This is a genomic window from Pseudomonas putida (assembly GCF_025905425.1).
In the GTDB taxonomy this organism is placed as follows: Bacteria; Pseudomonadota; Gammaproteobacteria; order Pseudomonadales; family Pseudomonadaceae; genus Aquipseudomonas; species Aquipseudomonas putida_AF.
In genome coordinates this window covers 2080223-2103542 of record NZ_CP109603.1, presented here as the reverse complement: position 1 = coordinate 2103542, position 23320 = coordinate 2080223, and the positions used below count along the sequence as shown (strand labels likewise).

The 23320-nt window shown below is 60.0% G+C and carries 30 protein-coding genes; 22 read left to right on the top strand and 8 right to left on the bottom strand.

Annotated elements, in window-relative coordinates:
• The first annotated feature begins 181 nt into the window (after window positions 1–181).
• Entirely contained in the window at window positions 182–799 is a 618-nt protein-coding gene (locus OGV19_RS09465; protein WP_264313146.1) for a hypothetical protein, read from the top strand.
• A 436-nt stretch (window positions 800–1235) separates the two neighbouring features.
• On the opposite strand, the gene OGV19_RS09460 is transcribed toward OGV19_RS09465, so the two are convergent.
• Complete coding sequence (locus tag OGV19_RS09460) at window positions 1236–1706, bottom strand: hypothetical protein (protein WP_264313145.1); 471 nt, start codon at window positions 1704–1706, stop codon at window positions 1236–1238.
• A gap of 110 nt (window positions 1707–1816) precedes the next feature.
• Here OGV19_RS09460 and OGV19_RS09455 point away from each other — a divergent pair, with 110 nt between their 5' ends.
• Window positions 1817–2362, top strand: a complete 546-nt coding sequence (locus OGV19_RS09455) for a phiTE_072 family protein (protein WP_264313144.1) — start codon at window positions 1817–1819, stop codon at window positions 2360–2362.
• A 22-nt stretch (window positions 2363–2384) separates the two neighbouring features.
• Here the strand turns inward: OGV19_RS09455 and OGV19_RS09450 are convergent, their stop codons facing one another.
• Window positions 2385–2582, bottom strand: coding sequence for a hypothetical protein (locus OGV19_RS09450; protein WP_033698215.1), 198 nt, complete (start codon window positions 2580–2582; stop codon window positions 2385–2387).
• 150 nt (window positions 2583–2732) lie between these two features.
• Between OGV19_RS09450 and OGV19_RS09445 the strand changes: the two genes are divergently transcribed.
• Both OGV19_RS09445 and OGV19_RS09440 read left to right on the top strand, forming a co-directional pair.
• Window positions 2733–3365: a polysaccharide lyase family 7 protein gene (locus OGV19_RS09445; protein WP_264313143.1), complete on the top strand. Its 633-nt coding sequence runs from the start codon at window positions 2733–2735 to the stop codon at window positions 3363–3365.
• 143 nt (window positions 3366–3508) lie between these two features.
• Window positions 3509–4102, top strand: a complete 594-nt coding sequence (locus OGV19_RS09440) for a hypothetical protein (protein ID WP_264313142.1) — start codon at window positions 3509–3511, stop codon at window positions 4100–4102.
• A gap of 33 nt (window positions 4103–4135) precedes the next feature.
• Here OGV19_RS09440 and OGV19_RS09435 read toward each other — a convergent pair whose 3' ends face one another.
• From OGV19_RS09435 to OGV19_RS09425, 3 genes are all read right to left on the bottom strand, one after another.
• The gene (locus tag OGV19_RS09435; RefSeq protein WP_264313141.1) at window positions 4136–4531 is read right to left on the bottom strand and encodes a hypothetical protein; all 396 of its coding nucleotides are present in this window, start codon (window positions 4529–4531) and stop codon (window positions 4136–4138) included.
• Window positions 4532–4694: 163 nt separating this feature from the next.
• On the bottom strand, window positions 4695–5231 hold the full coding sequence (locus OGV19_RS09430) for a hypothetical protein (RefSeq protein WP_264313140.1): 537 nt from the start codon (window positions 5229–5231) through the stop codon (window positions 4695–4697).
• Between the two features lie 199 nt (window positions 5232–5430).
• Window positions 5431–5655 carry a hypothetical protein gene (locus OGV19_RS09425; RefSeq protein ID WP_264313139.1) on the bottom strand — a complete coding sequence of 75 codons (225 nt, stop codon included), beginning with the start codon at window positions 5653–5655 and terminating at the stop codon, window positions 5431–5433.
• Between the two features lie 100 nt (window positions 5656–5755).
• Between OGV19_RS09425 and OGV19_RS09420 the strand changes: the two genes are divergently transcribed.
• A complete protein-coding gene (locus tag OGV19_RS09420; RefSeq protein ID WP_264313138.1) occupies window positions 5756–6106 on the top strand; it encodes a hypothetical protein in 351 nt (116 codons plus the stop codon).
• 59 nt (window positions 6107–6165) lie between these two features.
• Entirely contained in the window at window positions 6166–7035 is an 870-nt protein-coding gene (locus OGV19_RS09415; RefSeq protein WP_264313137.1) for an adenine nucleotide alpha hydrolase family protein, read from the top strand.
• 2 nt (window positions 7036–7037) lie between these two features.
• On the opposite strand, the gene OGV19_RS09410 is transcribed toward OGV19_RS09415, so the two are convergent.
• Window positions 7038–7493, bottom strand: a complete 456-nt coding sequence (locus OGV19_RS09410; protein ID WP_264313136.1) for a hypothetical protein — start codon at window positions 7491–7493, stop codon at window positions 7038–7040.
• Between the two features lie 51 nt (window positions 7494–7544).
• On the opposite strand from OGV19_RS09410, the gene OGV19_RS09405 reads away from it, so the two are divergent.
• The 6 genes from OGV19_RS09405 (at window position 7545) to OGV19_RS09380 (ending at window position 10173) form a co-directional block, all read left to right on the top strand.
• The gene (locus OGV19_RS09405) at window positions 7545–8348 is read left to right on the top strand and encodes a hypothetical protein (protein ID WP_264313135.1); all 804 of its coding nucleotides are present in this window, start codon (window positions 7545–7547) and stop codon (window positions 8346–8348) included.
• Window positions 8349–8428: 80 nt separating this feature from the next.
• Complete coding sequence (locus OGV19_RS09400) at window positions 8429–8809, top strand: hypothetical protein (RefSeq protein WP_264313134.1); 381 nt, start codon at window positions 8429–8431, stop codon at window positions 8807–8809.
• Window positions 8806–9078 carry a hypothetical protein gene (locus OGV19_RS09395; protein ID WP_264313133.1) on the top strand — a complete coding sequence of 91 codons (273 nt, stop codon included), beginning with the start codon at window positions 8806–8808 and terminating at the stop codon, window positions 9076–9078. The genes OGV19_RS09400 and OGV19_RS09395 overlap by 4 nt, the downstream gene beginning before the upstream one ends.
• On the top strand, window positions 9075–9470 hold the full coding sequence (locus OGV19_RS09390; RefSeq protein ID WP_264313132.1) for a hypothetical protein: 396 nt from the start codon (window positions 9075–9077) through the stop codon (window positions 9468–9470). Before OGV19_RS09395 ends, OGV19_RS09390 begins: the two co-directional genes overlap by 4 nt.
• On the top strand, window positions 9467–9850 hold the full coding sequence (locus OGV19_RS09385) for a phage protein NinX family protein (protein ID WP_264313131.1): 384 nt from the start codon (window positions 9467–9469) through the stop codon (window positions 9848–9850). Before OGV19_RS09390 ends, OGV19_RS09385 begins: the two co-directional genes overlap by 4 nt.
• The gene (locus tag OGV19_RS09380) at window positions 9847–10173 is read left to right on the top strand and encodes a hypothetical protein (RefSeq protein ID WP_264313130.1); all 327 of its coding nucleotides are present in this window, start codon (window positions 9847–9849) and stop codon (window positions 10171–10173) included. Before OGV19_RS09385 ends, OGV19_RS09380 begins: the two co-directional genes overlap by 4 nt.
• A gap of 16 nt (window positions 10174–10189) precedes the next feature.
• Here the strand turns inward: OGV19_RS09380 and OGV19_RS09375 are convergent, their stop codons facing one another.
• Window positions 10190–10375 carry a hypothetical protein gene (locus tag OGV19_RS09375; RefSeq protein ID WP_264313129.1) on the bottom strand — a complete coding sequence of 62 codons (186 nt, stop codon included), beginning with the start codon at window positions 10373–10375 and terminating at the stop codon, window positions 10190–10192.
• A 71-nt stretch (window positions 10376–10446) separates the two neighbouring features.
• Here OGV19_RS09375 and OGV19_RS09370 point away from each other — a divergent pair, with 71 nt between their 5' ends.
• From OGV19_RS09370 to OGV19_RS09350, 5 genes are all read left to right on the top strand, one after another.
• Entirely contained in the window at window positions 10447–11367 is a 921-nt protein-coding gene (locus OGV19_RS09370; protein WP_264313128.1) for a phosphohydrolase, read from the top strand.
• A 52-nt stretch (window positions 11368–11419) separates the two neighbouring features.
• The gene (locus OGV19_RS09365) at window positions 11420–11917 is read left to right on the top strand and encodes a hypothetical protein (protein ID WP_264313127.1); all 498 of its coding nucleotides are present in this window, start codon (window positions 11420–11422) and stop codon (window positions 11915–11917) included.
• Window positions 11918–12129: 212 nt separating this feature from the next.
• Window positions 12130–13323, top strand: coding sequence for a tyrosine-type recombinase/integrase (locus tag OGV19_RS09360; protein ID WP_264313126.1), 1194 nt, complete (start codon window positions 12130–12132; stop codon window positions 13321–13323).
• Window positions 13324–13343: 20 nt separating this feature from the next.
• Window positions 13344–14930 (top strand): ABC-F family ATPase, encoded by a 1587-nt coding sequence (locus tag OGV19_RS09355; protein WP_264313125.1) that lies wholly within the window; start codon window positions 13344–13346, stop codon window positions 14928–14930.
• Window positions 14931–15091: 161 nt separating this feature from the next.
• Complete coding sequence (locus tag OGV19_RS09350; protein ID WP_264313124.1) at window positions 15092–16285, top strand: MFS transporter; 1194 nt, start codon at window positions 15092–15094, stop codon at window positions 16283–16285.
• Here OGV19_RS09350 and OGV19_RS09345 read toward each other — a convergent pair.
• Entirely contained in the window at window positions 16247–17293 is a 1047-nt protein-coding gene (locus tag OGV19_RS09345) for an alpha/beta hydrolase family protein (RefSeq protein WP_264313123.1), read from the bottom strand. The genes OGV19_RS09350 and OGV19_RS09345 overlap by 39 nt on opposite strands.
• A gap of 199 nt (window positions 17294–17492) precedes the next feature.
• Here OGV19_RS09345 and yghU point away from each other — a divergent pair, with 199 nt between their 5' ends.
• From yghU to OGV19_RS09320, 5 genes are all read left to right on the top strand, one after another.
• A complete protein-coding gene (yghU, locus tag OGV19_RS09340; protein ID WP_264313122.1) occupies window positions 17493–18332 on the top strand; it encodes a glutathione-dependent disulfide-bond oxidoreductase in 840 nt (279 codons plus the stop codon).
• 140 nt (window positions 18333–18472) lie between these two features.
• Window positions 18473–20179 carry an amidase gene (locus OGV19_RS09335; protein WP_264313121.1) on the top strand — a complete coding sequence of 569 codons (1707 nt, stop codon included), beginning with the start codon at window positions 18473–18475 and terminating at the stop codon, window positions 20177–20179.
• 72 nt (window positions 20180–20251) lie between these two features.
• Window positions 20252–20953 (top strand): helix-turn-helix transcriptional regulator, encoded by a 702-nt coding sequence (locus OGV19_RS09330; RefSeq protein WP_264313120.1) that lies wholly within the window; start codon window positions 20252–20254, stop codon window positions 20951–20953.
• Between the two features lie 15 nt (window positions 20954–20968).
• Complete coding sequence (locus OGV19_RS09325) at window positions 20969–21886, top strand: pyridoxal-phosphate dependent enzyme (RefSeq protein WP_264313119.1); 918 nt, start codon at window positions 20969–20971, stop codon at window positions 21884–21886.
• A gap of 336 nt (window positions 21887–22222) precedes the next feature.
• Window positions 22223–23320, top strand: a complete 1098-nt coding sequence (locus OGV19_RS09320; RefSeq protein WP_264313118.1) for a carboxynorspermidine decarboxylase — start codon at window positions 22223–22225, stop codon at window positions 23318–23320.

The window sequence follows — 23320 nt, the reverse complement described above, 5'->3', positions numbered from 1 at the left end:
GTACTCTCGCAACATAAGCGTTTAGCTCAAATACAGCTGTCACCGAATGACCGCTATCGACACAGATCGGCCACTCGCTACCCCTGCGAAATGGTAGTTGAGCGCTACCCCAGATGCGGGATTCGCAAGGATGCAGGCTGTGTGACATTATCTTCAGGTCAAAGGCATGGATTGGCTATAAATGAGCGAAGCGAAGTCAAAGTCAAAAAAGGCAAAAAGCAATAAAAAATCAACGCCTAAAACAGCTGTTATTCACACGCTCGTGAGACTGGAGCTGAAAAAACCGCTGCCACGGAGTGCAGAGTTTTTTATTCGCAGTCTTCGATACACCGCATATCGTGACTGGCCGAAAATAAAATGGCACAAAATAAATGAGATATATGCAAATATTTTGCTGTCGGAGCAGGCTGGATACCAACAGCACAAGGAGATCGCGTCTTTTCTCTACCATTTGAATGGTATCGACGCCGTGACGCAGGACACATTGGGTAAAAGAACTAGCACCGACGCGACACGTATTTATGATTCCTCAGAGCAAATGAAACTCGTGTTAGAGCTATACCCGGACGTTGCGTCTCCCCTGCTGAAAAAACAGACAGGCAAAGCCAACGATAGAAGCCCTGCAAGTTTTGCGAATGAATCAGAAAGCAGTTTTAAACCGACTAAAATTCGCCGCGATGATGTCACGATTGACGAGCACACGAAGCCTGTAGCAAAAAAGGATAGCGGTATATTGTATACCGCTGGGTGGGCTGCAACGGGGGCTTTTGACGATGCCGATAAACCGGAGAGGAAATGACCACGGGTATCGAAAAATCATAGACACCCTGACCGTTGATGCCCCTACATCCACTGCGGCATCTGCCAATCGCCGCAGGCCTAGTTCTTGGCAGCGGTTTTCAAGACCGTAGGACAAAGCCCCGGGCCATGCGGATTGTAAGGCGAAATCGATTCCAAAACAAACTCGAGACGGCACGGCTACAAGCCTCATACTGCAAGGGTCGCCGTCTCAGTTTTGGAATCGATTTTTGCCGTATTTCGCCCACCACCCAGTACTCCTTAACACCCCCATCCAGGCGTTCTGCCGACGACGATCCGTCCTGGCTCGTCCCCATCCCAACTATTCGAAATAGGCCCGCGCGGAGCGTTGCCGCTGCTAGAACCTCCGCGCCACGAAATCACGGTGTCACCGGCTGTGGCGCGGAAACTTCAATATTTCAAATCAATGGAAGAACTCAAACATGAGGCTTCTTAGCTTGGAAAGAAATCGGCCTAGGCGGTCTTGGTAGTTCCAGAACAACCTTCGCGATAGATGTGAGCATGCTAGCCAACCCTTTGCCTGAGTCAGGGTCAAGAATGGATTTCCCCTCGTCATCCACAACATTAGCATCACGATTCACTAAGAATCTGGTCGCCTCCGCTATGGTGCCATCGTTGAAATGCACCACTACAACTGCTTGACCGTAGCATTTACTCTGCTTTACGACGGCGCTCAGCTCGACAAAAAACTTCTTCCCCAGCACCTCTCCCGTAAGAGAGCTATTTTCATCTAGTACGCCGAGCGAGATGACACCATCAAAGTGATCCTTGCATAACCTTCTCCAGCCCGAGACCACGTCACTGAAATTTCGGCGGCACTTCTTCCAGTCACTCTGAAGGGTGTCTACGTAAATCCCGAAATTCTCGGGATCATGAACAATTTCCACTTCATAACCTCCTGCTGTCCTTTTCAGAAGCCTCTTTTTAATTTATCTCAGCCCAAATTGCCACCATGCCGCATCCGGCCACGGAGGGCGGCGCATGCATGGACAAAGCCATGAACATCGAGACCTCGACCGTCACCAAGCTGCTGATCACCGGGGCCGAGGGCCTGGACCCGATCAGCGTCTACCTGGAAGACTTCGAGCCCCGCAAGGGCAAGATCACCGTCAGCTGCTTCGACAAGACCTGGCACGCCCATTGGGGAGGAATGTGGGATGGCCTGACGGTGGGCCAGTTCTTCTGCAGGCTAAACGAGGCATACATCATCGGTTACTTCGACCGATCGCTGAAATCCCGCCGGTTCAGCCCCGAGGCCCTAGCCAGCAAGGCTCGCAAGATCATCCTGCAGATGCGTCGTGACCGCGACCTAGATGCCGAGGATGCGCGAGACCTCATCGACGAAGCAGAGGGCTTAAGCCACACTTCATCCCTGGATGAATGCGGTGGGGCACACCGCGAGTTTATGCACCGGGTGTTTGGTGATGAGTGGTGGATTCTGCCGGCGGATGCTGAAGAGCCGAACCCGGACTGGGCCTACCTCTGCCGCATCATCGCGACAGTGCAGCAGTCCCTGGCCAAGCAGTTCCCGATCGCCGACTGACCCCGCGCTGCCCGCCAGCGCCTCAACGCTTTCCGCCAAGAACGGGGGGCAAGGCCGTGAAGAACCAGTAGATCCCAGTCCCTAGCACCAAGGTCCACCGGCTTTCCGGGTTGAGAAACATCCCGACCACGCCAAGCGCGATCAGCGCAACACCAGCCCACCGTCTGCGCTTCGGGTTGAACCACACCTGGAACGCCCGGAGCCTATCACGCAAACGCATCACCACTCTCCTTTTGGTAAGCGGCGAAGCATATCACCCCTATTCAACGATAATGCCTCCCCGGCGAGGCATCCGAATACCAGTCGCCTGGCGGAAGTCGCAGAGGCGGCGCCCTACGAAATTCACACCCCAAACCACAAAGGAATGACCATGAATAACTTTGGAAACATCACCGCGCACGGCACGCTTTATCTCTATCCAGAGCGACCGCCGCAAGACCTCTTCTGGATCGACCAACTGGGCCACACCAACTACTGGTGCTCAGTCCAAGGTGGCACATCGGGAACCTCTAAGACCCCACGCACAGAGAGCCGCCAGACACTTCCTGATTCCCCTGTATCGTTCAACTGGATTCGCGGCAGCGCCAAGCACTCTATGGCAGGCCGGGTACGGGTCGAGAGCGCTCCATCTAGCGGTAAGGTTATCGTCGGTCAAATCCACGGACTGAATGCCCCGAACCCATTCCTGATGGTGATTTGGTGGAACGGCTTTGTTCGGATCGATGCCCGCGATAAACCAAGTAGCACAACCCGGACGCTGTTGAAGAAGGCAATCCCACTGGGCCAGCCCTTTGAATACAGCGTCCAGGTTGATGCCACCGGCGAGTTGAGTGTTCAGCTCGACACACTGTTCGGCAATGCAACAGTGAACACGGCATGGGACAAATTCCCGTTCTACTTCAAGGCTGGCTCCTACGTGATCGACAACGAAGGCCCGGTAACCGAAGGCGGCTGGGTAGTGTACGAGTCTTTCGACGTGTTCAACGGCGCGTTGCACCCCTAAAACCCAGTCAGCCCCGAGCTGACTGACCAGATCCTGGAAGAGTCCAAGTCAGGCTTCCCTTACTGACTCTTCCAACGGGCCTAATCAACAAATCCACCATGCCGCATCCGGCCACGGAGGGCGGCGCATGCATGGAGAAAGCCATGAGCGATACCGAAGCCAGCCCGAGCTTGGCAATCGGCCACCCGATGACCTCCGACACCTGGTCGGACTTCGTTACCCGCCTTCGTCACCACTGCAATGGCCAGGGCGTGAAGTGGCACCACACGGCCTGCGCGCTGTTTACCGTGCAGCAAAAGCGCATCGACTACGGCTATGACGCTGACTACGCCGAGGGCCTGGTGGCCTGCTTGGAAGACAGCAGGTGGTTCAGCCCCGAGGAATACTGGTCAGATCTCGACGAGGAAGAGCAGGGAGAGCTGAATCGGGTGGTTCAGGCCAGAAACGAGTGCGATTTTCTGGAGCTTGATACCGATGACCAATGGGAAGTCCTGGGCGAACTCGCCGACCACACCGTCACCGGCTGGAACAAGCGCTGGGAAATCGTAAACAGCCACTTTACCAAGGAAGCGGCCGAGGCCTTCATTCGCCGCAAGCAGCACGACTACCCAGAACTGCGGGTCTACGTCGAGTCCCAGTACTACGCCTGGGAATTCGAAGCGATCAAGGCCGCCATCCTCGACGGCACGCTGATCTACCAGCCAAAGGCTGCAACTGACGACGACGCTGCCGGCTGACCCTCAGGCGCTGCACGCCAGCGTCTAACCAAGTCAGTCTTTTCTATCAAGCCAGTACTGCAGCCTCGTTTTAGGATCATCCATTAATTCTTTGCACAGGTCAGCGTATTGATTAATGACGATAGAGAAGTTGTTAAAGCTGTCGCCCATATCATCCATCATTGACTTAAGCGACATGTTGTACCTTGCCGCAGCGACCTTTTTGCTCGTTAGCCCCGTCGACAGCTCAAGTGCAACATTTGCTGCCTCATTCATCTTTACCGCCAAGTCGGGGTCTCTCTTCCCTGCTCCTTTAGACCCCAACGTGTAGTAAGCGGCGCACTGCGCGAAATCGTGCGCCAGATTATTTACAGCCAACTCCTGCTCATATGCGTGGGAGTCAGAGACGACCAAGACAAAAGCGGCGAGATAAATTCGACGGTGACTCATTTCAACACCTACTTTCGCCCGAGATCGAACGTTCAAGCATAGACACACCAGGTGCTGCCATTGCCTGGCGCGCAGTAGCGCCTCCCCTAACGCCTCCCCGGCGAGGGCGGCGCCTGCACGCAAGGACCAAAAATGACCTTTATGACATCCGTCACCCTGCCATTCAGTTAGCGTTAAGCAAACCCTCAATTTCAATGCGCTGCCTGCACTCCAAGACGCGACCATAATCAATTTTGTGGAAACACTTCAGAGTTTTATTGTTGGTCATGAGGGCTTCGATGGCACGGTACGCGGTGAGATGAATTTCACGCTTGGCTTCTAGATAATTCTCATCGAGAGCAGCATTAACAGGGTTGCAGAGGTTTACTTCTCCCTTCGTGCGCCAACGCTCTAGGCCTCTAATGAAGAGCGCGGCTTCGCTGGGATTATGTGATAGATAATTAACGAAATGACTACCACACTGACGCGACTCTTCTTCCGTAAGGTGATAACCACTAACAAGCGGGACATCAAGCGCGCTAAAGAAAAAACCTAAGTCATCAGGGAATAGAGGCATTAATAAATTTCTAGCATGTTCCCTGCGCTTAACAGCAAATCTTTTGACTACCCCTCGGGCAACTGCCAGGCAAAACCATAAAAGAATGGAAAGCCCGTAGGTCGGCCACGCCAGAAGAACCGCGACAATAAATAGCAAACCCATACTCGCTCCTTAGTGCAGTGTGCATTTCACCATGAGCCATACGTACATGGTGCCATCGGCGACGCCAATGCTACCAACTTGCCATTATCAGGTGTATTCCCATGACGACAGAAAACCGGTCCAGCAACACCTATAGGGCTTCAACGTCGCGGCCTGACAAGAATCGCTACGCTGCCTGACCCTAAACGCAGCGGTTTGGCTACTTTCTTGAACCACCCTCGAAACTCCCGGAAACAAATGGCCACCCGCCACGCTTCTTCTTCCCGGACTTAGCCATCGACTCTGCAATTCGTTCCCGCTCTAGCTTTTCGTAGAGCTTAGCCCGGTACTCGGCCGGAGTTGACTCAAGCAGTGCAGCAATATCATCAAACTGGTGCTTCTGCTTGAGCCGTTCAGCCCTGGTCCGCCGGTCCTTTTTTGCCATCGCGATTCTCCATATCCGGCTCCATGCCGGGCACAGCACCAATACCCCACTTCAACGAATCACGCCACCCCGGCGAGGGCGGCGCCTGCCTGGAGGCACCATGAAGATTCAGATCAGGACGCTCTACAAGTGCGGTTCCTGTGGAGACATCCACGACGATGAAGATGGAGCCCGGGAGTGCTGCCAGCCAGAAGTGGAGGAGATGTTCGAATGCCCAGCATGCAAGACCATCCACGACGGCGAGGACGAAGCTCGCTTGTGCTGCGGCATCGACTCGATCAAGTGCCCGTCCTGCTATCGGGATCACTCATCCATCACGCTGTCCTTCCAGGCAATCAAGATCGCCGGCCACTGCACCACCTGCAACCCGCTGTTCACCATCGACCAGCAGCAAGCCATTCAAGACCTGCACTACCAGACAACGGGACAGCGCGAGCATTTGTTCGAATGATTTCGGCCGTACCTTTCCCGCCCCGCCGCACTGGCGGCGCAAGCAATGGAGATTGCCCCATGAACCCCTACCAGATCACTGGGCCGGCGCAGATCGGCGTCAGTGGTGGCCGCACCAGCGGACACATGCTCTGGAAAATACTGGAGGCCCACGGCGGCAAGCTACCGGCAGACGTACACGCCTTCTTCCAGAACACCGGAAAGGAGCGCGAGGAGACGCTGGTCTTCATCGACGCCATGGCCAAGCACTGGGGCGTCAAAATCGTCTGGGTGGAGTGGTGCCGGGTGTACGGGCAGCCGGACGACGCGCCCTGGTACAAGATCGTCGACTTCGAGACTGCCAGCCGCAATGGCGAACCCTTCACCATGATGCTCGAGTACTACCAGGGATACCGGAAAGCAGAGAAGAACCTGCCGGCGGTGCTGCCCAACTTCAGCAACAACATGTGCACCGCCTACCTGAAGGTGAAGATCGGCGAGAAGCACATGCGCGCCCTGGGGTACGACGAATGGGACTGCATCGTCGGTATCCGCTACGACGAGCCCCGCCGCTACAGCCGAATGATGACCGCCAACGAGCGCGGCAATGCCCGCTGGTACAGTGTCTGCCCATCCTACGTCGCGGGAATCATCAAGGAACACGTGTCGGCTTTCTGGGCTGAACAGCCATTCGACCTGGGCATGGATTCGGACTACGGCAACTGCGACCTGTGCTGGAAGAAGAACGAGGCAAAGCTGATCAGGACCATTCAGGAGGATCCTTCCCGGGTGATCTGGTGGTCTGGCACCGAGGAGAGGTTCGGCCAGGTGTTCCGGCAGGACCGGCCAAATTACCGGTCTCTGGCCTGGTCAGCCGATCAGCGCGCCAGGCAGACGGATTTTGATTTCGACTACCTGGCCGAAGACATAGACTGCTTTTGCGGTGACTGATCTCAGTTAGGCCATGCAGATACAACGCCTATGACGATGCCTCCAATACCTGTTATCCATGTCAACCAGAAGGCCTTTACCTCCCGACGATGCTTCTGCTCTTCCCTAAGTGCAGCTCTTGCAGCCACCTCTCCATCGGTTGTGAGGCACCTGATTTCTTCCTCGGTTATCTCGCTTCTTACACTTTCCCAAAAGTCGTCGTTTTTATAGCTCGGCATTGGAACCGAAAGACGATCCAGCTTCCTCCGATACTCCCTTGTAATCAGGTCGCGCCGCCATTGGTGAACGTCTGAGTACTCTTGAACGTACTGACTGACCGCCCCGCTCTCGTGCGCTTCTCTAGTGTCCGGGGGGCTATTTCTTCGCATTTTTTCTTGAGCATTCCGGCATAGCCTGATTTCGATCTGATACCGCAATGCGTCAGGAATGTACTTCCTAATTTTCCAGTAAAACCTCATCCCAGAAGTCTCCCAATTAGCAGCATGCCAATATAGCTGCGAGGTATCCCCATGCCCACAGAAAACCGATCCAGCAACACCGAGATGGTCAGCGTGCTCCAGCGCGAAGACCGGTACATCGTCATCAAGCGCAGCGACCTCGGGAAGCTGACATACACCGAGCAACGCGTCTTCAGCGCTCAATGCCGCAAGCTGCACGAGAGGATGTTCGCAGCCGGTGCCCCAGCTCGGCAGTTCTTGGTCATCGAAAGCGACTGGCCAGAGTACGAACCGGCCTGGGCGGCCATCGAGTCGCGGGTCACCGGAAAGCCAGCCGAGCAGCGCCAGGGCGAGCCGGTGGCGTGGCGATTTCGCTGGAGCATTGAGCCGCACAAGCCCTGGATTTATCAACCAGAGAAGCCGGTCGATTCTCGGGGCTACGATATTGAGCCGCTCTACACCCACGTCGATCCTGGCGAGGTTGAGCGGCTGCGCGAAGTCATCAAGCACTCTGACGCGCAGATCATGCGGCAGAGCATGCGCATTTCGAATCAGCGGGACCAGCTGGCCGAGCGGGATGCGCCGCACCCAATCCGAGCACTTGGACAGGAGGCCTATTCAACGCTGGTAGGCATGGTCGAATTCTGCCTGAACAAGCGTGTCTGCCTGGGGATGGATGAGGGCTACAAGAACTTCCTGGAAGAAGAGGGCGAGCACGACTTCATGAAAGAGTTGCGCAGCTTTGTCGCCCTATCCGCCAGCGCAGAGCCGAGCGCGCCTACTTGGGTGTGCCTGCCATGCAAGATTGAACAACCGACTGATCGACCTTGCGCTGCTTGCGGCGCAAAGACCGAGCTGAAAGTTCTGAATTCCTGACAGGAGTACATCCGTACTCCTTAGCTGTAACCCCTCTCCCCTCTATTCACTGCCGCGATATGGCGGCCAAGGACGAAGTCATGCCTGAAGAAAAGCAATTGATCCAGCCAGCCTCTGTCGCGCGCGATGAAAACGGGTGGTGGTGCCATCCAGGCATCCCTGATTTTGGCGGAACGGAAGACCCGGCCCCCTTCAAGGCCTGGGCAGCTGAGCAAGGCCTGGAGCTGAAGACCTGGGATATGGATTCAGACCTGGTTGAGCACTCGTACTTCGACGGCGCCGGCCATTGCAACGGGTGGGAGCCGGAGTCACCCGGCCCTGAGTGGTTCCTGATGGGCATCTTCGACACGGAGGACGGCCCGCATGTGCAGTGGGCGCGCCGCAAAGAACAGTGCGGCGCCTGCGGCGGCTGCAGCAATGGTTGCCAACTCGGTAAAGACAGCCCGGCGGTGAAGCCATGACCCGCCTCGCCCTCTGCCTCCTGCTGCTGGCCACCGGCGCCAGCGCGGAGCGACTGACCGAAGACATCGAGGTCGTGCACGACCAGAAGCGCGGCGTGACCTGCTGGGTGCCGCGAAACGGTTACAACACCCCGCAAGCGATCTTCTGCATCCCCGACAGCCAGCTGCAGGCCGGCAACGAGCGCCAGCTCTCCCCGCACGAAACCCAACCCGAACCTACACCCGCTCTGGCGCCTGGGCGCTGGATTGATGAGAGGTATCAGCTGTGAGCAAAGCCGCCCGCAAAGACGTGCTCGACGAGATGACAAAGGAAGACCTGGTTGAGTGGATCCGGTCTCAGCATTTCTTCATGAAGCCCAAGAAAAGCGGAGTGCTGTACCTGCGCTGGAAGCGGCAATCGGCCGACATCATTGCCGAAATGGAGAAGGAAAATCGATCGCTTGACCACCTGGACTTTGGCGAGCGCGATCGACTGGCCAAGCAGTTCAACGCAACAACAGATCCGAATGAGCGGCTTCGGCTGGTCGAGAAGATCGAGCCATATGACAAGGCTCTGAGGGACCACCTGAGCCGCTCTGAGGCAATCAACCGCAAACAGAAGCGGATGGACGCCCTCTACGATCAGATTGAAGTCGAGCAGCAGAAGGAGCGCCGCGCATGACCGACCTGATCGAAGTGAGGACGGCCGAGATGGTCGGTGAGCAGCTGGCCTGGGCGGTGGGCAAGGCTGAGGGCCTAGAGGTTCTCCTCGCCCCGCCCATCTACGGCAACCCGTGGCGGGTGTTCGTCCACTACACCGGCGAGGTCACCATCCGCGATGCGCGCTATAACCCACACGAAAGCTGGGCAGTAGGCGGCCCGCTTCTACCAAAGCACCGCATCGGCTTCGGGCTTTATCCGAATGCCTATTTTGCCTGCACCGGGGTGAATGACGACGCGGGCGAAGCGAGCGGGCCGACTCATCTGGTAGCCGCCTGCCGCGCAATCGTCGCCGCCAAACTCGGCGATACCGTCCAGGTGCCGAAGGAGCTGTGCCAATGACTAATAACAAAGAAAAGCTGAAGGCCTTGGCCGATCGTGTAGCAGTTGATCGGCGCTTCTGCGCTGACGAACACCACCGCGAGCTTGCCGCCGGAGTTACAAGCCTGCTGGCCGAGATCGAGGACCTGAAAGGTCTTCGCCCTGAATGGCCGCCACGGCCCCCCAATGGCGAAGGGCTTCCTCGCTACGGCCTCCGGTGGAACGGCCCCCAGCAGCCTTTGGCCGTACCTATGGTGGATGGTTATTGGACGCCATGGCACCTGGCCGAACGGCTGCGCGAAGAACGCGACGGCCTGCTCGAAGCCGGAGCCCATCTGCTGTAACCCCTCCCCCTACTACTCAAGCCCGCTGACGTGCCGACCAGAAGTGCGTCACGGCCAGCAGTACACCCGGTATGGCCATGCCAAGGCCGCTGTAAATGAAAGCAGGCTGCTCTGTCAGCAGTCCACCCACTAAGAACCCGATGCCGGAGGGTATCAGTGTGACCGCTACATAGCCAAACGGCTTTCTGACTTCCTTCGCCATTCCATGCTCCTTGCTTTGGGGCCACTATTTAAGCATGCATGCCCGCCGCTGTGCGCGGGCGAGGATCCCCTATGTCTGAACGCAAAACGATGTGCATCTACCACGGTAACTGTGCCGATGGCTTCGGCGGCGCTTGGGTCGTTCGCAAGGCCTTGGGCGACCAGGTCGAGTTTGTGGCCGGTGTGCACGGCCAGGAGCCGCCTGATGTCACCGACAAAGACGTGATCATCGTCGACTTCAGTTACAAGTACGACGTACTCGCACGGATCAGCTGGAAAGCCCGGAGCATCATTGTTCTGGACCATCACAAGTCCGCGGCTGAGGACCTTGCCCAGTTCCCGCCGTTCCATGCCGGCGTTCGGGTAGATGGCCGGCACGCCGACGGTTCTACTGCGCTGGGCTGGGAAAGCGCGCACAAATTCATGAACTCGCAGAACTCACCGGCGATCGCCTGCTGCTTCGACATGAACCGAAGCGGCGCCATGCTTGCCTGGGACCACTTCTTCCCCGGGCAAGAGCCGCCAATGCTGCTGCGCCACATCGAGGACCGGGACCTGTGGCTGTTCCAGCTGGATGGCACCCGCGAGATTCAGGCCAACCTCTTCAGCTCCCCCTACGACTTCGAAGTCTGGGACACGCTCATGGCGACTGATGTGCAGTCCCTCCGCTCGGACGGCGCCGCGATTGAGCGAAAGCACCAGAAGGACGTTGCCGAACTGGTGGCCGTGACCAAGCGGCGCCTGGTCATCGCCGGGCACGATGTGCCGGTGGCCAGCCTACCGTACACGCTCACCAGCGATGCGGGTCACCTCATGGCCCAGGGCGAACCTTTCGCCGCCTGCTACTGGGACACCCCTGATGGCCGCGTATTCAGCCTGCGCAGCACCGACGAGGGCATGGATGTGTCGGAGATCGCCAAGCAGTACGGCGGTGGTGGCCACCGCAACGCCTCCGGTTTCCGCGTGCCTTTCGGCCACGAACTGACCAAGTAACCCCCCTTCTTTCAAAAGCCCGGCGGCAATGGCTGCCGGGTGAGGATTACCTATGTCCGCATTAAACCGATTCCACGAAGTCGCCAACGATGCACTGGTGAAAATCAGCAGCCACCTGACGGCGGAAGCCAAGCTGGCACTGGTGATCTACACCCCGGGGGAGCCAGAGCAAGACATCCTCCTCAAGGGCCCCGGCGTCGATGCCGACGAGGTCGTGAACACCATACGCCAGCGGGGCGGCCTGAGTCTTGATGGTGACAACGCTTACAAGCGCGGGATATGCGATGTAGCCGTAGGCGCAATGGCGGCCGGGAAACAGAACTACAACCAGCCTCCTGAAGGGCATTGGGGCCAGCGGTTCTGGGACATCGGACGGGCCGAGGGCGCACTGCAGGAGGAGCTGATTCAGGCGCTCCGCCTGGCCCGCAAAGAACTGGACGCCTGCCAGCGGGTGATCCACTACGCCGGTGGCTTTGATCCCGCTTACGTCAATGATGCCCAGGTCGCTCTCAAGGCTACTGACGCAGTCTTGGCCAAAGCACCTCTCTGACCACCAACCTGCCGCCACCGGCGGCGTGGAGACCATCCCATGGATATCGAAAGCACCGGTGACGTAGACAAGGTCACCGAGCAGCGAATGGCCGAACTCATCGGCTGCACTAAACGCTCCCTGGAACACCGACGCCTGGATGGGAAGATTCCAGCAGGCGTCTGGATGAAGCACGGCGGCCGGATCATCTACAGCAAAAAGAGGTATGACGAATGGCTGGAAAGCCAATGGGTTTACCCCGTGGGGTCGAAATCTTCCGCAACGCCCTCCGCATTCGTTTCACATGGGACGGTATCCGTCGATGCGAAACGCTCCCCTATCCCCCGACACAAAAAGGGATCAAGGCTGCCTCCAGCCTTCGCGATCAGGTAGCTAGCCTTAACAAACTCGGCCTGCTTGACCAGGACAAGTATGCAGAGCTGTTCCCCAGCTCTCAGGCTGCAGTCGGCGGTAAGCCGACCTTCGGCGAGTATGCACAGCTCTGGCTCGACAGCCGGGAAATCACTCAGGGCACGCACAACAACTATAAAAGCGCCCTGAACCTCTACTGGGTACCGCGACTGGCCATGGTCCGTGTCGACCTGATCACGACCAATCTCCTCCGCCGCGTCATCATTGAAACCGAATGGACCTCGGCAAACGTGAAGCGCAATGCGATTACCCGATTATCGACGATCCTTGCGGCAGCGACCCGGGAGGGCCTGCTAGTCAAGAACCCCGCCGAGCTGATCGAACTGCCGAAGAGGTCGAAAAAGGAGATCGACCCATTCAGCCTGGCGGAAGCCAATACCATCATCGACAAGCTGTATCAGCACAAGCACTGGCCAAGCCTCATTTATGCCGCTCTGTTTGAATTCATGTTCTTCACCGGTCTCCGCCTGTCTGAGGCCTTGGCCGTGCGCTGGGACGTGGTCGACATGGAGAGGAGGACAATACACGTCAAGAGAACCGTCGCCCTGGGCGAGGTTGAAGAAAGGACGAAAACTGGCAGGGACCGTTTCGTGCTGCTGAATGATCGGGCCTTGCGGGCGATTCAGTTTGCCAGGCAGTACGCGGATCGCCGTAGGCATGGCAAGGGGGCAGTGACCGAAACACCGTTCCTGTTCCCACCGTCGAAGAACGCCGAGTACGTGAAACAGACCTCCGATCTCCATAAACAGTGGGTGCATGTGCTGAATGAATTGGGGATCAGACGTCGCCCCCCATACAACTGCCGTCACACCTATGCGACAATATGCTTAATGTCCGGCCTCAACCCCGCATTTATCGCCCAACAGCTGGGTCACAGCGTTCAGATGCTGCTGTCGACGTATGCCCGTTGGCTTAACTCAAGCTCCGACTGGAGCGAGCTGGAAAAACTCAAGATTGGTATCAAATCGGTATCAGCTGAAAGCCCAGCGTCGTAAGTTACTGATAGGTAAGCCCTTTGATCTCCACCGCTAACATCACCATGCAGTTCGGCTCCAAGCCGCTGTTTGAAAACGTTTCCGTCAAATTCAACAATGGCAACCGCTACGGCCTGATCGGCGCCAACGGTTGCGGCAAGTCGACCTTCATGAAGATCCTCGGCGGCGACCTGGAGCCGTCCGGTGGCCAGGTCATGCTCGAGCCGAACACCCGCCTGGGTAAGCTGCGCCAGGACCAGTTCGCCTACGAGAACTTCACCGTGATCGACACCGTGATCATGGGCCACGGCCAGCTGTGGAAGGTCAAAGCTGAGCGCGATCGCATCTACTCGCTGCCGGAAATGACCGAAGAAGACGGCATGGCCGTCGCTGAGCTGGAAACCGAATTTGCCGAGATGGACGGCTACACCGCAGAATCGCGCGCCGGCGAACTGCTGCTGGGCCTGGGTATCCCACTGGAACAGCACTTCGGCCCGATGAGCGAAGTGGCACCGGGCTGGAAGCTGCGCGTACTGTTGGCCCAGGCGCTGTTCTCGGACCCGGACGTGCTGCTGCTCGACGAACCGACCAACCACCTGGACATCAACACCATCCGCTGGCTCGAAACGATCCTCACGGCGCGTAACAGCACCATGATCATCATTTCCCACGACCGCCACTTCCTCAACAGCGTCTGCACCCACATGGCCGACCTGGATTACGGTGAGCTGCGTCTGTTCCCAGGCAACTACGACGAATACATGACCGCCGCGACCCAGTCGCGCGAGCAGTTGCTGTCGGACAACGCCAAGAAGAAAGCCCAGATCGCCGAGCTGCAAACCTTCGTCAGCCGCTTCTCGGCCAACGCCTCGAAGGCCAAGCAGGCCACCTCGCGCGCCAAGCAGATCGACAAGATCCAGCTGGCCGAGGTCAAGCCGTCGAGCCGGGTCAGCCCGTTCATCCGCTTCGAGCAAACCAAAAAGCTGCACCGCCAGGCCGTCGTGGTCGAGAAGATGGCCAAGGCCTTCGACGACAAGGTGCTGTTCAAGAACTTCGACATCACTGTCGAAGCCGGCGAGCGCGTTGCGATCATCGGCCCCAACGGTATCGGCAAGACCACCCTGCTGCGCACCCTGGTAGGCGAGATGAAGCCGGATGCGGGCTCGGTGAAGTGGACCGACAGCGCCGAAGTGGGCTACTACGCCCAGGACCACGCCCACGACTTCGAAGACGACCTGAGCCTGTTCGACTGGATGGGCCAGTGGACCTCCGGTGAACAGGTGATTCGCGGCACCCTCGGGCGCATGCTGTTCTCCAACGACGAGATCCTCAAGTCGGTGAAGGTGATTTCCGGCGGTGAGCAAGGTCGCATGCTGTTCGGCAAGCTGATCCTGCAAAAGCCGAACGTGCTGGTGATGGACGAACCGACCAACCACCTGGACATGGAATCGATCGAAGCGCTGAACCTGGCGCTGGAAAACTACCCGGGCACGCTGCTGTTCGTCAGCCACGACCGCGAGTTCGTGTCGTCGCTGGCCACCCGCATCATCGAGCTGTCGCCGGACGGTGTCGTGGACTTCAGCGGCACCTATGACGATTACCTGCGCAGCCAGGGCGTCGTGGTCTGATGTAGCTGATGTAGCCTGGCCCCTTTGAGGGGGCTGGGCCACCCCTCTTCGCGGGGCAAGCCCGCGATGAGGCCAATGATTAATTCGTTAGCCTGCTTTCATTTCCTTCGCGCAACGGCCATGATGAAACAACGCCCAACCGCCTGCCCGCGAAAGAGCCCATGACCGCGCAACAACCCGCCCCCGCCAGCAACACCGTCAACATCACCCTGCAGATCCTGTCGATCGTCTTCTACACGTTCATTGCCTTCCTCTGCATCGGCCTGCCGATCGCGGTGCTGCCCAGCTATGTGCATGACCAGCTGGGCTTTGGCGCGGTGATCGCGGGGGTGACGATTGGCCTGCAATACCTCGCCACCCTGCTCAGCCGCCCCTTCGCTGGGCGGGTGGCGGACACGCTGGGCGGTAAGCAGGCGATCCGTTTCGGCTTGCTGGGGATTGCCAGCTGCGGGGTGTTGACCCTGTTGTCTGCCTGGACACTGAGCGTGCCATTGCTGAGCCTTGCGCTGCTGCTGGGTGGGCGTTTGCTGCTGGGTATCGCCCAGGGCCTGATCGGTGTGGCTACTTTGAGCTGGGGCATCAGCCAGGTCGGCCCGGAGCACACAGCTCGGGTGATCTCCTGGAACGGTATCGCGTCCTATGGCGCCATTGCCATTGGTGCTCCAGTGGGCGTACTGGCCGTGGATGGCCTGGATTTCAGCGTGCTGGGGCCAACCTTGCTGGTACTGGCGCTGTTTGCCCTGCTGGTGCTGCGCAAACGGCCGGACGTCGTGGTGGTACGTGGCGAACGGCTGGCATTCTGGTCGGCATTCGGCCGGGTTGCGCCCTGTGGCCTGGGGCTGACCCTGGCATCGATCGGCTATGGCACCCTGACCACGTTCGTCACCCTTTATTACCTGGAACGTGGCTGGGCCGGCGCGGCCTGGTGCCTGAGCGCCTTTGGCGTGTGTTTCATCATTTCGCGGCTGTTGTTCGTCAATGCGGTCAACCGGTTTGGCGGCTACAACGTGGCGGTGGTTTGCATGGCTACCGAGGTGGTCGGCCTGGGCCTGCTGTGGCTGGCCCCCTCGCCGTCTTGGGCTTTGGCAGGTGCCGGGCTTACCGGCTTCGGGCTATCGCTGGTGTACCCGGCGCTAGGCGTCGAGGCAATCAAGCAAGTGCCCAGCAGCAGCCGCGGCGCCGGGTTGGGCGCTTATGCAGTGTTCTTCGACATGGCCTTGGCCATCGCCGGCCCGGTGATGGGGGCGGTGGCGGTGCATTTGGGCTATGCCTCGATCTTTTGCGTCGCAGCTCTGCTCGCCCTGGCGGGCGTCGGTTTAACGCTGCTGCTGGCGCGGCGCGGCCGACGCGGCTGAGCGCTCGCCCGACGCCGGCGCGCCGAGGGTCTGGCTGAAAAAAGCTGCGGTGTCGCGCTGCAGCGAGTGGTGAATATGGCGGCGGTCAACCCCTTCGGCGTCCTTGCACAGAGCCGGCATGCGTGTGCGCTGTTCTTCGTCACACCGCGCCATGAACACAAAATGCCCCGCACCAGCCAGCAAGCGGTAGTCCGGTGTGATGGGTAGCTTGCGGGCCAAGGCTTTGGCGTTGCGGTCCACGGCCACCAGCTGGTCACTGTCACCGCTGTAGATCAATGCCGGGATCTGTACCCCGGCCAGTGCATGGCGACCAAACAGCAGGCTCAGCGGTGCCATCAGCATCACCGCCCCCACCCGCGCGTCGGCCTCGGGCGCCAGCTCGCTGCGGTCGGCAATCAGCACGCCATGGGTCTTGCAGGCGTCGGCATCACCAGGGCGCTCAAGGCAGTACTGGCGCAGACGGTCCAGGTCGGGCTGCGCCCCGGACACGATCAGCGCCGTTTCGCCCCCTGCCGAATAGCCGATCACACCGACCTTGCCATCGTTCAAGTAAGGCCCCAGCAGCGCGTCGTCCCGGGCAGCCGTGATCGCGGCGCTGACTTGCAGCGGCCGGCCATACAGGTTGCTCAAGGTACCCAGCCGACTATGATCGCGGGCGTTGTCACCCGGGTGCACGACCGCCACGACCACAAACCCCTGGCGTGCCAGGGAGGTCGCCAGGTAATGCAAGGCCAGCGGGCTACCCGTGTTGCCGTGGGACAGCACCAGCAACGGAAACTGCCCGAGGGCCACCGGGGCTTCCTCGGCGACCTCGATCGGGTAACCGTCGATACGGCTCTTGCGGGGTGTACCAACGGCCGGGTAGAACGCCAGGGCCTGCATGGGGCGGTCATCGACAGGGTCGGCCATGGTCATGTGGTGCAGGCCGGCGACCCAAGGCGCGGCGTCGGCATGGGCCAACAGGCCGCCGAGCAGGACCAGCGCCAGCAAGCAGCGAGGGATGTTCATCGGCCGGTTGCTCCGTGCAGGGCGAAGAGATTGCGCCAGCATAGAACCGCTGCAGGCAATGGCAGATGAAAACTGGATGAAACTCTCCATGCAGCCAACGCCTGCGCCCAATGCATTTGCGCTTTTCCAAGAACCCGTGGCATAGATGCAGGTCAACGTCTTTAGCTGACGCTTTCGCGGCATTCAAGGAGAACCCAGCATGAGCAAGCCCCCGTACGCCCCACCCAATGTCTGGCGCAATGACGCGGCCTCCGGCGGCCAGTTTGCCAGCATCAACCGCCCGGTTGCCGGCCCGACCCACGACAAGGCGCTGCCGGTAGGCAAGCACCCCTTGCAGCTGTACTCCCTGGCCACGCCCAATGGCGTCAAGGTCAACATCGCCCTTGAAGAGCTGCTCGCTCTGGGCCACAGCGGCGCCGAGTACGACGCCTGGCTAATCCGCATCGGCGAAGGCGACCAGTTCTCCAGCGGCTTCGTACAGGTCAACCCCAACTCGAAGATCCCCGCCCTGCTTGACCGTAGCGTAGAGCCGCCGGTGCGGGTCTTCGAGTCGGGTTCGATCCTGCTGTACCTGGCGGAAAAGTTCGGCGAATTGTTGCCCAAGTCAGCGGCTGCGCGTATCGAATGCCTGAACTGGCTGTTCTGGCAGATGGGTGCGGCGCCTTATTTGGGCGGCGGCTTTGGCCACTTTTATGTGTACGCGCCGGAAAAGTTCGAGTACGCGATCAACCGCTTCACCATGGAAGCCAAGCGCCAACTGGATGTGCTCGACCGCCGCCTGGCCGAAAGCCGCTACCTGGGTGGCAGTGAGTACAGCATCGCCGATATCGCCGTGTGGCCCTGGTATGGCGAACTGGTGCGCGGCAACCTTTATAGCGCGGCAGCGTTTCTTGCGGTGCACGAATACACCCACGTGCAGCGTTGGGCCGAAGAAATCGCCCAGCGCCCCGCCGTACAGCGCGGCACGCGGGTCAACCGAACGTGGGGCGATGAAGCCAGCCAGGTGCCGGAGCGACACTGCGCGGCAGACCTGGATTGACCGTTCGGGGCCGCCTGGCGGCCCCGACAATGCCCGCCTGCATAAAACCATTTGCCCCTGCGCAAACCTGCGTCCGTCAATGCCTTCTTGTACACTCCTCGCACTAGCCCCCACCTGCAAAACTCTTTTTTGGTGAACGCATGATCGAGGTAACCGAGGTTTCCATTGCCGAGCTGCGCGACGCGCTCGAGTCGGGCCGCACGACAGCGGTCGAGCTGGTCAAGGCCTACCAGGCGCGCATCGACGCCTACGATGGAGCCGACACCGCTACCGCACTGAACGCCGTGGTGGTCCGCAACCCAGACGCACTCAAGGAGGCCGAAGCGTCCGATGCACGCCGCGCCAAGGGCCAGCCCCTGAGCCCGCTCGACGGCATCCCCTATACGGCCAAGGACAGCTACCTGGTCAAAGGCCTCACCGCCGCCTCTGGCAGCCCGGCCTTCAAGGACCTGGTAGCCCAGCGCGACGCCTTCACCATCGAGCGTCTGCGTGCAGCCGGCGCCGTGTGCCTGGGCAAGACCAACATGCCGCCCATGGCCAACGGGGGCATGCAGCGTGGCGTCTATGGCCGCGCCGAAAGCCCGTATAACGCCAGTTACCTGACTGCGCCCTTCGCCTCCGGCTCGTCCAACGGTGCCGGTACCGCGACGGCCGCCAGCTTCAGCGCCTTCGGCCTGGCCGAGGAAACCTGGTCGAGCGGCCGTGGCCCTGCGTCGAACAACGGCCTGTGCGCCTACACCCCCTCGCGCGGGGTGATCTCGGTACGTGGCAACTGGCCGCTGACCCCGACCATGGACGTGGTGGTGCCTTATGCCCGCACCATGGCCGACCTGCTGGAAATTCTCGACGTCGTGGTTGCCGATGACGCCGACAAGCGCGGCGACCTGTGGCGCCTGCAGCCGTGGGTGCCGATCCCGGCCGCCTCTACCGTGCGCCCGGCTTCGTACCTGGACCTCGCCGTGGACGCCAGCGCACTCAAGGGCAAACGCTTTGGCGTACCGCGCATGTACATCAATGCCGACCCAGAGGCTGGCACCTCCGAAAAACCGGGTATTGGCGGCCCGACCGGCCAGCGCATCAACACCCGCGACAGCGTCATCGACCTGTGGCAGCAGGCGCGCCAGGCCCTGGAAGCGGCCGGTGCCGAAGTGCTCGAAGTGGACTTCCCGCTGGTCTCCAACTGCGAGGGCGACCGCCCTGGCGCCCCGACCGTGTACAACCGCGGCATCGTCAGCTCGCAGTTCCTCCATGACGAACTGTGGGAGCTGTCGGGCTGGGCCTTTGATGACTTCCTGCGGGCCAACGACGACCCCAAGCTCAACCGCCTGGCCGATGTCGATGGGCCAAAGATCTTCCCGCACGACCCCGGCACCCTGCCCAACCGTGAGGATGACCTGGCAGCGGGTATGGACGAGTACGTCAACATGGCCAAGCGCGGCCTGAAGACCTGGGACCAGATCGAGACCGTGCCCGACGGCCTGCGCGGGCTGGAACATACCCGCAAACTGGACCTGGAAGACTGGATGGACAACCTGGGCCTGGACGCGGTGCTGTTCCCGACCGTGGCCGACGTAGGGCCGGCGGATGCCGACATCAACCCGGCTTCGGCGGACATCGCCTGGAGCAACGGCATCTGGGTGGCCAACGGCAACCTTGCCATCCGTCATCTGGGCGTGCCAACCGTCACTGTACCGATGGGCGTGATGGCCGATATCGGCATGCCGGTGGGGCTGACCTTCGCTGGCCGCGCCTATAGCGACAATGCCCTGTTGAGCTTTGGCGCAGCCTTCGAGGCAACCGGTTCGCGCCGCATGATCCCGCCGCGCACCCCAGCACTGGGCGCATAAACGCGCCACCGCATCGCCAATTTCAACTTTATGTGCAAAAATGCACAAACCGTTGAAATTGGCGATATTTCCATGCCGCTCTCCCCACCTGAAGAACGCACGCTCACCCTCACCATTCTCAAGGCCGCCATCGAGGCGCTGGGCAGTGTTGCCGCGCGCAACATGGAAATCCTGCTGCACGATCTCGACCACCCGGAACACTCCGTTGTGGCGGTCGTCAACGGCCACCTCTCCGGTCGCGTGGTCGGCAGCCCGATCCTCGCCGCACCGGAACAGGACCAAGGCTTCAAGGCCCTGATGCAGGCCACCGTCGAACAGCGCGGCTGCAACCCTGTGGTATTGCCCGACTACCCCACCACGCTCAAGGGCCGCACCCTGCGCAGCGCCACGGCCATCTTCCGCGACAGCACCGGCCACCCGTTTGCCAGCCTCTGCGTCAACACCGACGTCACCGGGCTGGACGCCGCCTTGAGCTTTTTGCAGCAACTCCAGCCACTGGGCGCCTCACCGGCATCGACCACCACCAGCGAACCGGCGGACATGGAACTGTTGATGAGCGAAATCATCCACGACTCGCTGCTGCGCAGTGGCCAGGGCCGCATGAACAAGCGAGCCAAGGTCGAGGCCGTGCGGGTCATGCAGGAGCGTGGCCTGTTCATCGTCAAGGGCGGCGTGGAAAAGGCCGCCAGCGCCCTCGGCGTGACCCGATACACCGTTTACAACTACCTGGAGCAACTGCGTGGCGAGAGCCCCTCGGTTGCCCGTGAAGACTGACCTGTGGAGCACGCCATGACCTTGCATATCCAGACGCCCCTGATCGAATCCCGCCCCCTGTCACTGGCCGCTGGCCGTACGGTCTGGCTCAAACTCGATGCCCTGCAGCCCTGTGGCTCGTTCAAACTGCGCGGGGTGGGCCATGCCTGTGAAGTCCACCATGCCCGGGGGGCGCGCCATTTTGTCTCGTCGTCCGGGGGTAACGCCGGGCTGGCGGTGGCTTATGCCGGGCGCAAACTAGGTGTGCCGGTGACCGTGGTGGTACCTGAAACCACTACCGAACGGGCCAAGGAACTGTTGCGCCTGGAGGACGCCAAGGTGGTGGTGCACGGCAGCTCCTGGCAGGAGGCCAATGAACTGGCTCAGACCCTGCTCGGCAGTGGCGATGCCTTTATTCACCCCTTCGACGACCCACTGCTGTGGACCGGGCATGCCAGCCTGATCGACGAAGTGGCCGCAAGCGGGCTCAAACCCGATGCGGTGGTGCTGTCGGTCGGCGGCGGTGGCTTGCTCAGCGGCGTGGTCGAGGGCCTCAAGCGCAATGGCTGGGGTGACGTACCCGTACTGGCGGTAGAAACCACCGGCGCCGCCTCGCTGCACGCCGCCATGCAGGCGGGCCACCCGGTCGAACTGGAGCGCATCGCCTCGGTGGCGACCTCCCTGGGCGCGAAGCGGGTTGCCGATCAGGCATTGGAATGCGCGCGTAACCATCCGCTGCACAGCCATCTGGTGAGCGACCGTGCCGCACTGGAAGCCTGCGAGCGCTTCTTGCTCGATCATCGGGTATTGGTGGAGCCCGCGTGTGGTGCTGCATTGGCGGTCGCTTACGAAGCCGAGAAGTTGGCCAATTACAACAATGTGCTGATAGTGGTTTGCGGGGGCGCCACGGCGACACTGGCGCAGATTCAGGATTGGTTGCAGCAAGTCGATTGAGGTTGCCTGTTCCGGCCTTTTCGCGGGCAAGCCCGCTCCCACCGTTACCCCACTGCTCTTAAGGTTAGTGGAGAACCTGTGGGAGCGGGCTTGCCCGCGAAGGGGCCGGCGCAGTCAATCGAGTAAGCCTCTGGGCGCAACAAACTGTTCCAATGGGATGGGATAAAAAAACGCCCCTGAGATCAGGATAGTCACACAGGCCTGTTCTAATGAGCCTCACGCACCTGGGAAATTTCCAGCGAGCCTGACGAAAAGCGCATCTCGCCCTTTCGATCTGTAGCGAGTGAAGGCACAATGCGTGTCCTTTTTTTGGCCGGCCTTGCCGGGGGCCTTTAAATGATCAAGACGCCGTACTACCTCATCGATAAAACCAAGCTGCTGAGCAACATGGAGAAGATCGCCTACGTGCGTGAACACTCCGGTGCCAAGGCGCTGCTCGCCCTCAAATGTTTCGCCACCTGGTCGGTGTTCGACCTGATGCAGCAATACATGGACGGCACCACCTCTTCGTCGCTTTTCGAGCTCAAGCTTGGCCGCCAGAAGTTTGCCGGCGAGACCCACGCCTACAGCGTTGCCTGGGCCGACGATGAAGTCGAGGAAATGCTCGAGAACTGCGACAAGATCATCTTCAACTCGATCGGCCAGCTGCAGCGCTTTGCCGAACAGTCCGAAGGCAAAGTCCGCGGCCTGCGCGTCAACCCGCAAGTCAGCAGCTCCGACTACCTGCTGGCCGACCCGGCGCGCCCGTTCAGCCGCCTGGGTGAGTGGGACCCGGAGAAGATCGAGAAGGTCATCGAGCAGATCTCGGGCTTCATGTTCCACAACAACTGCGAGAACGGCGACTTCGGCCTGTTCGACAAGATGCTCACCCACATCGAAGAACGCTTCGGCCACTTGCTGCACAAGGTCGAGTGGGTCAGCCTCGGTGGCGGCATCCACTTCACCGGCGAAGACTATGCCGTCGATGCGTTCTGCGCGCGCCTGAAAGCCTTCTCGCAAACTTACGGCGTACAGGTTTACCTGGAGCCAGGCGAAGCCGCCATCACCAACAGCGCCTCGCTGGAAGTGACCGTGCTCGACACCCTGTACAACGGCAAGCACCTGGCCGTGGTCGACAGTTCGATCGAAGCACACCTGCTCGACCTGCTGATCTACCGCCTCAACGCCAAGATGGCCCCCAACGATGGCGAGCACACCTACATGGTCTGCGGCAAATCGTGCCTGGCCGGTGACATCTTCGGCGAGTACCAATTCGATCGTCCGTTGGCCATCGGCGATCGCCTGTCGTTCATCGACACGGCGGGCTACACCATGGTCAAGAAAAACTGGTTCAACGGTCTGAAAATGCCATCCATCGTGGTCAAGCAGCTCGACGGCAGTGTCGAGGTGGTGCGCGAGTTCGGTTTCGAAGACTACGTTTCCAGCCTGTCGTAA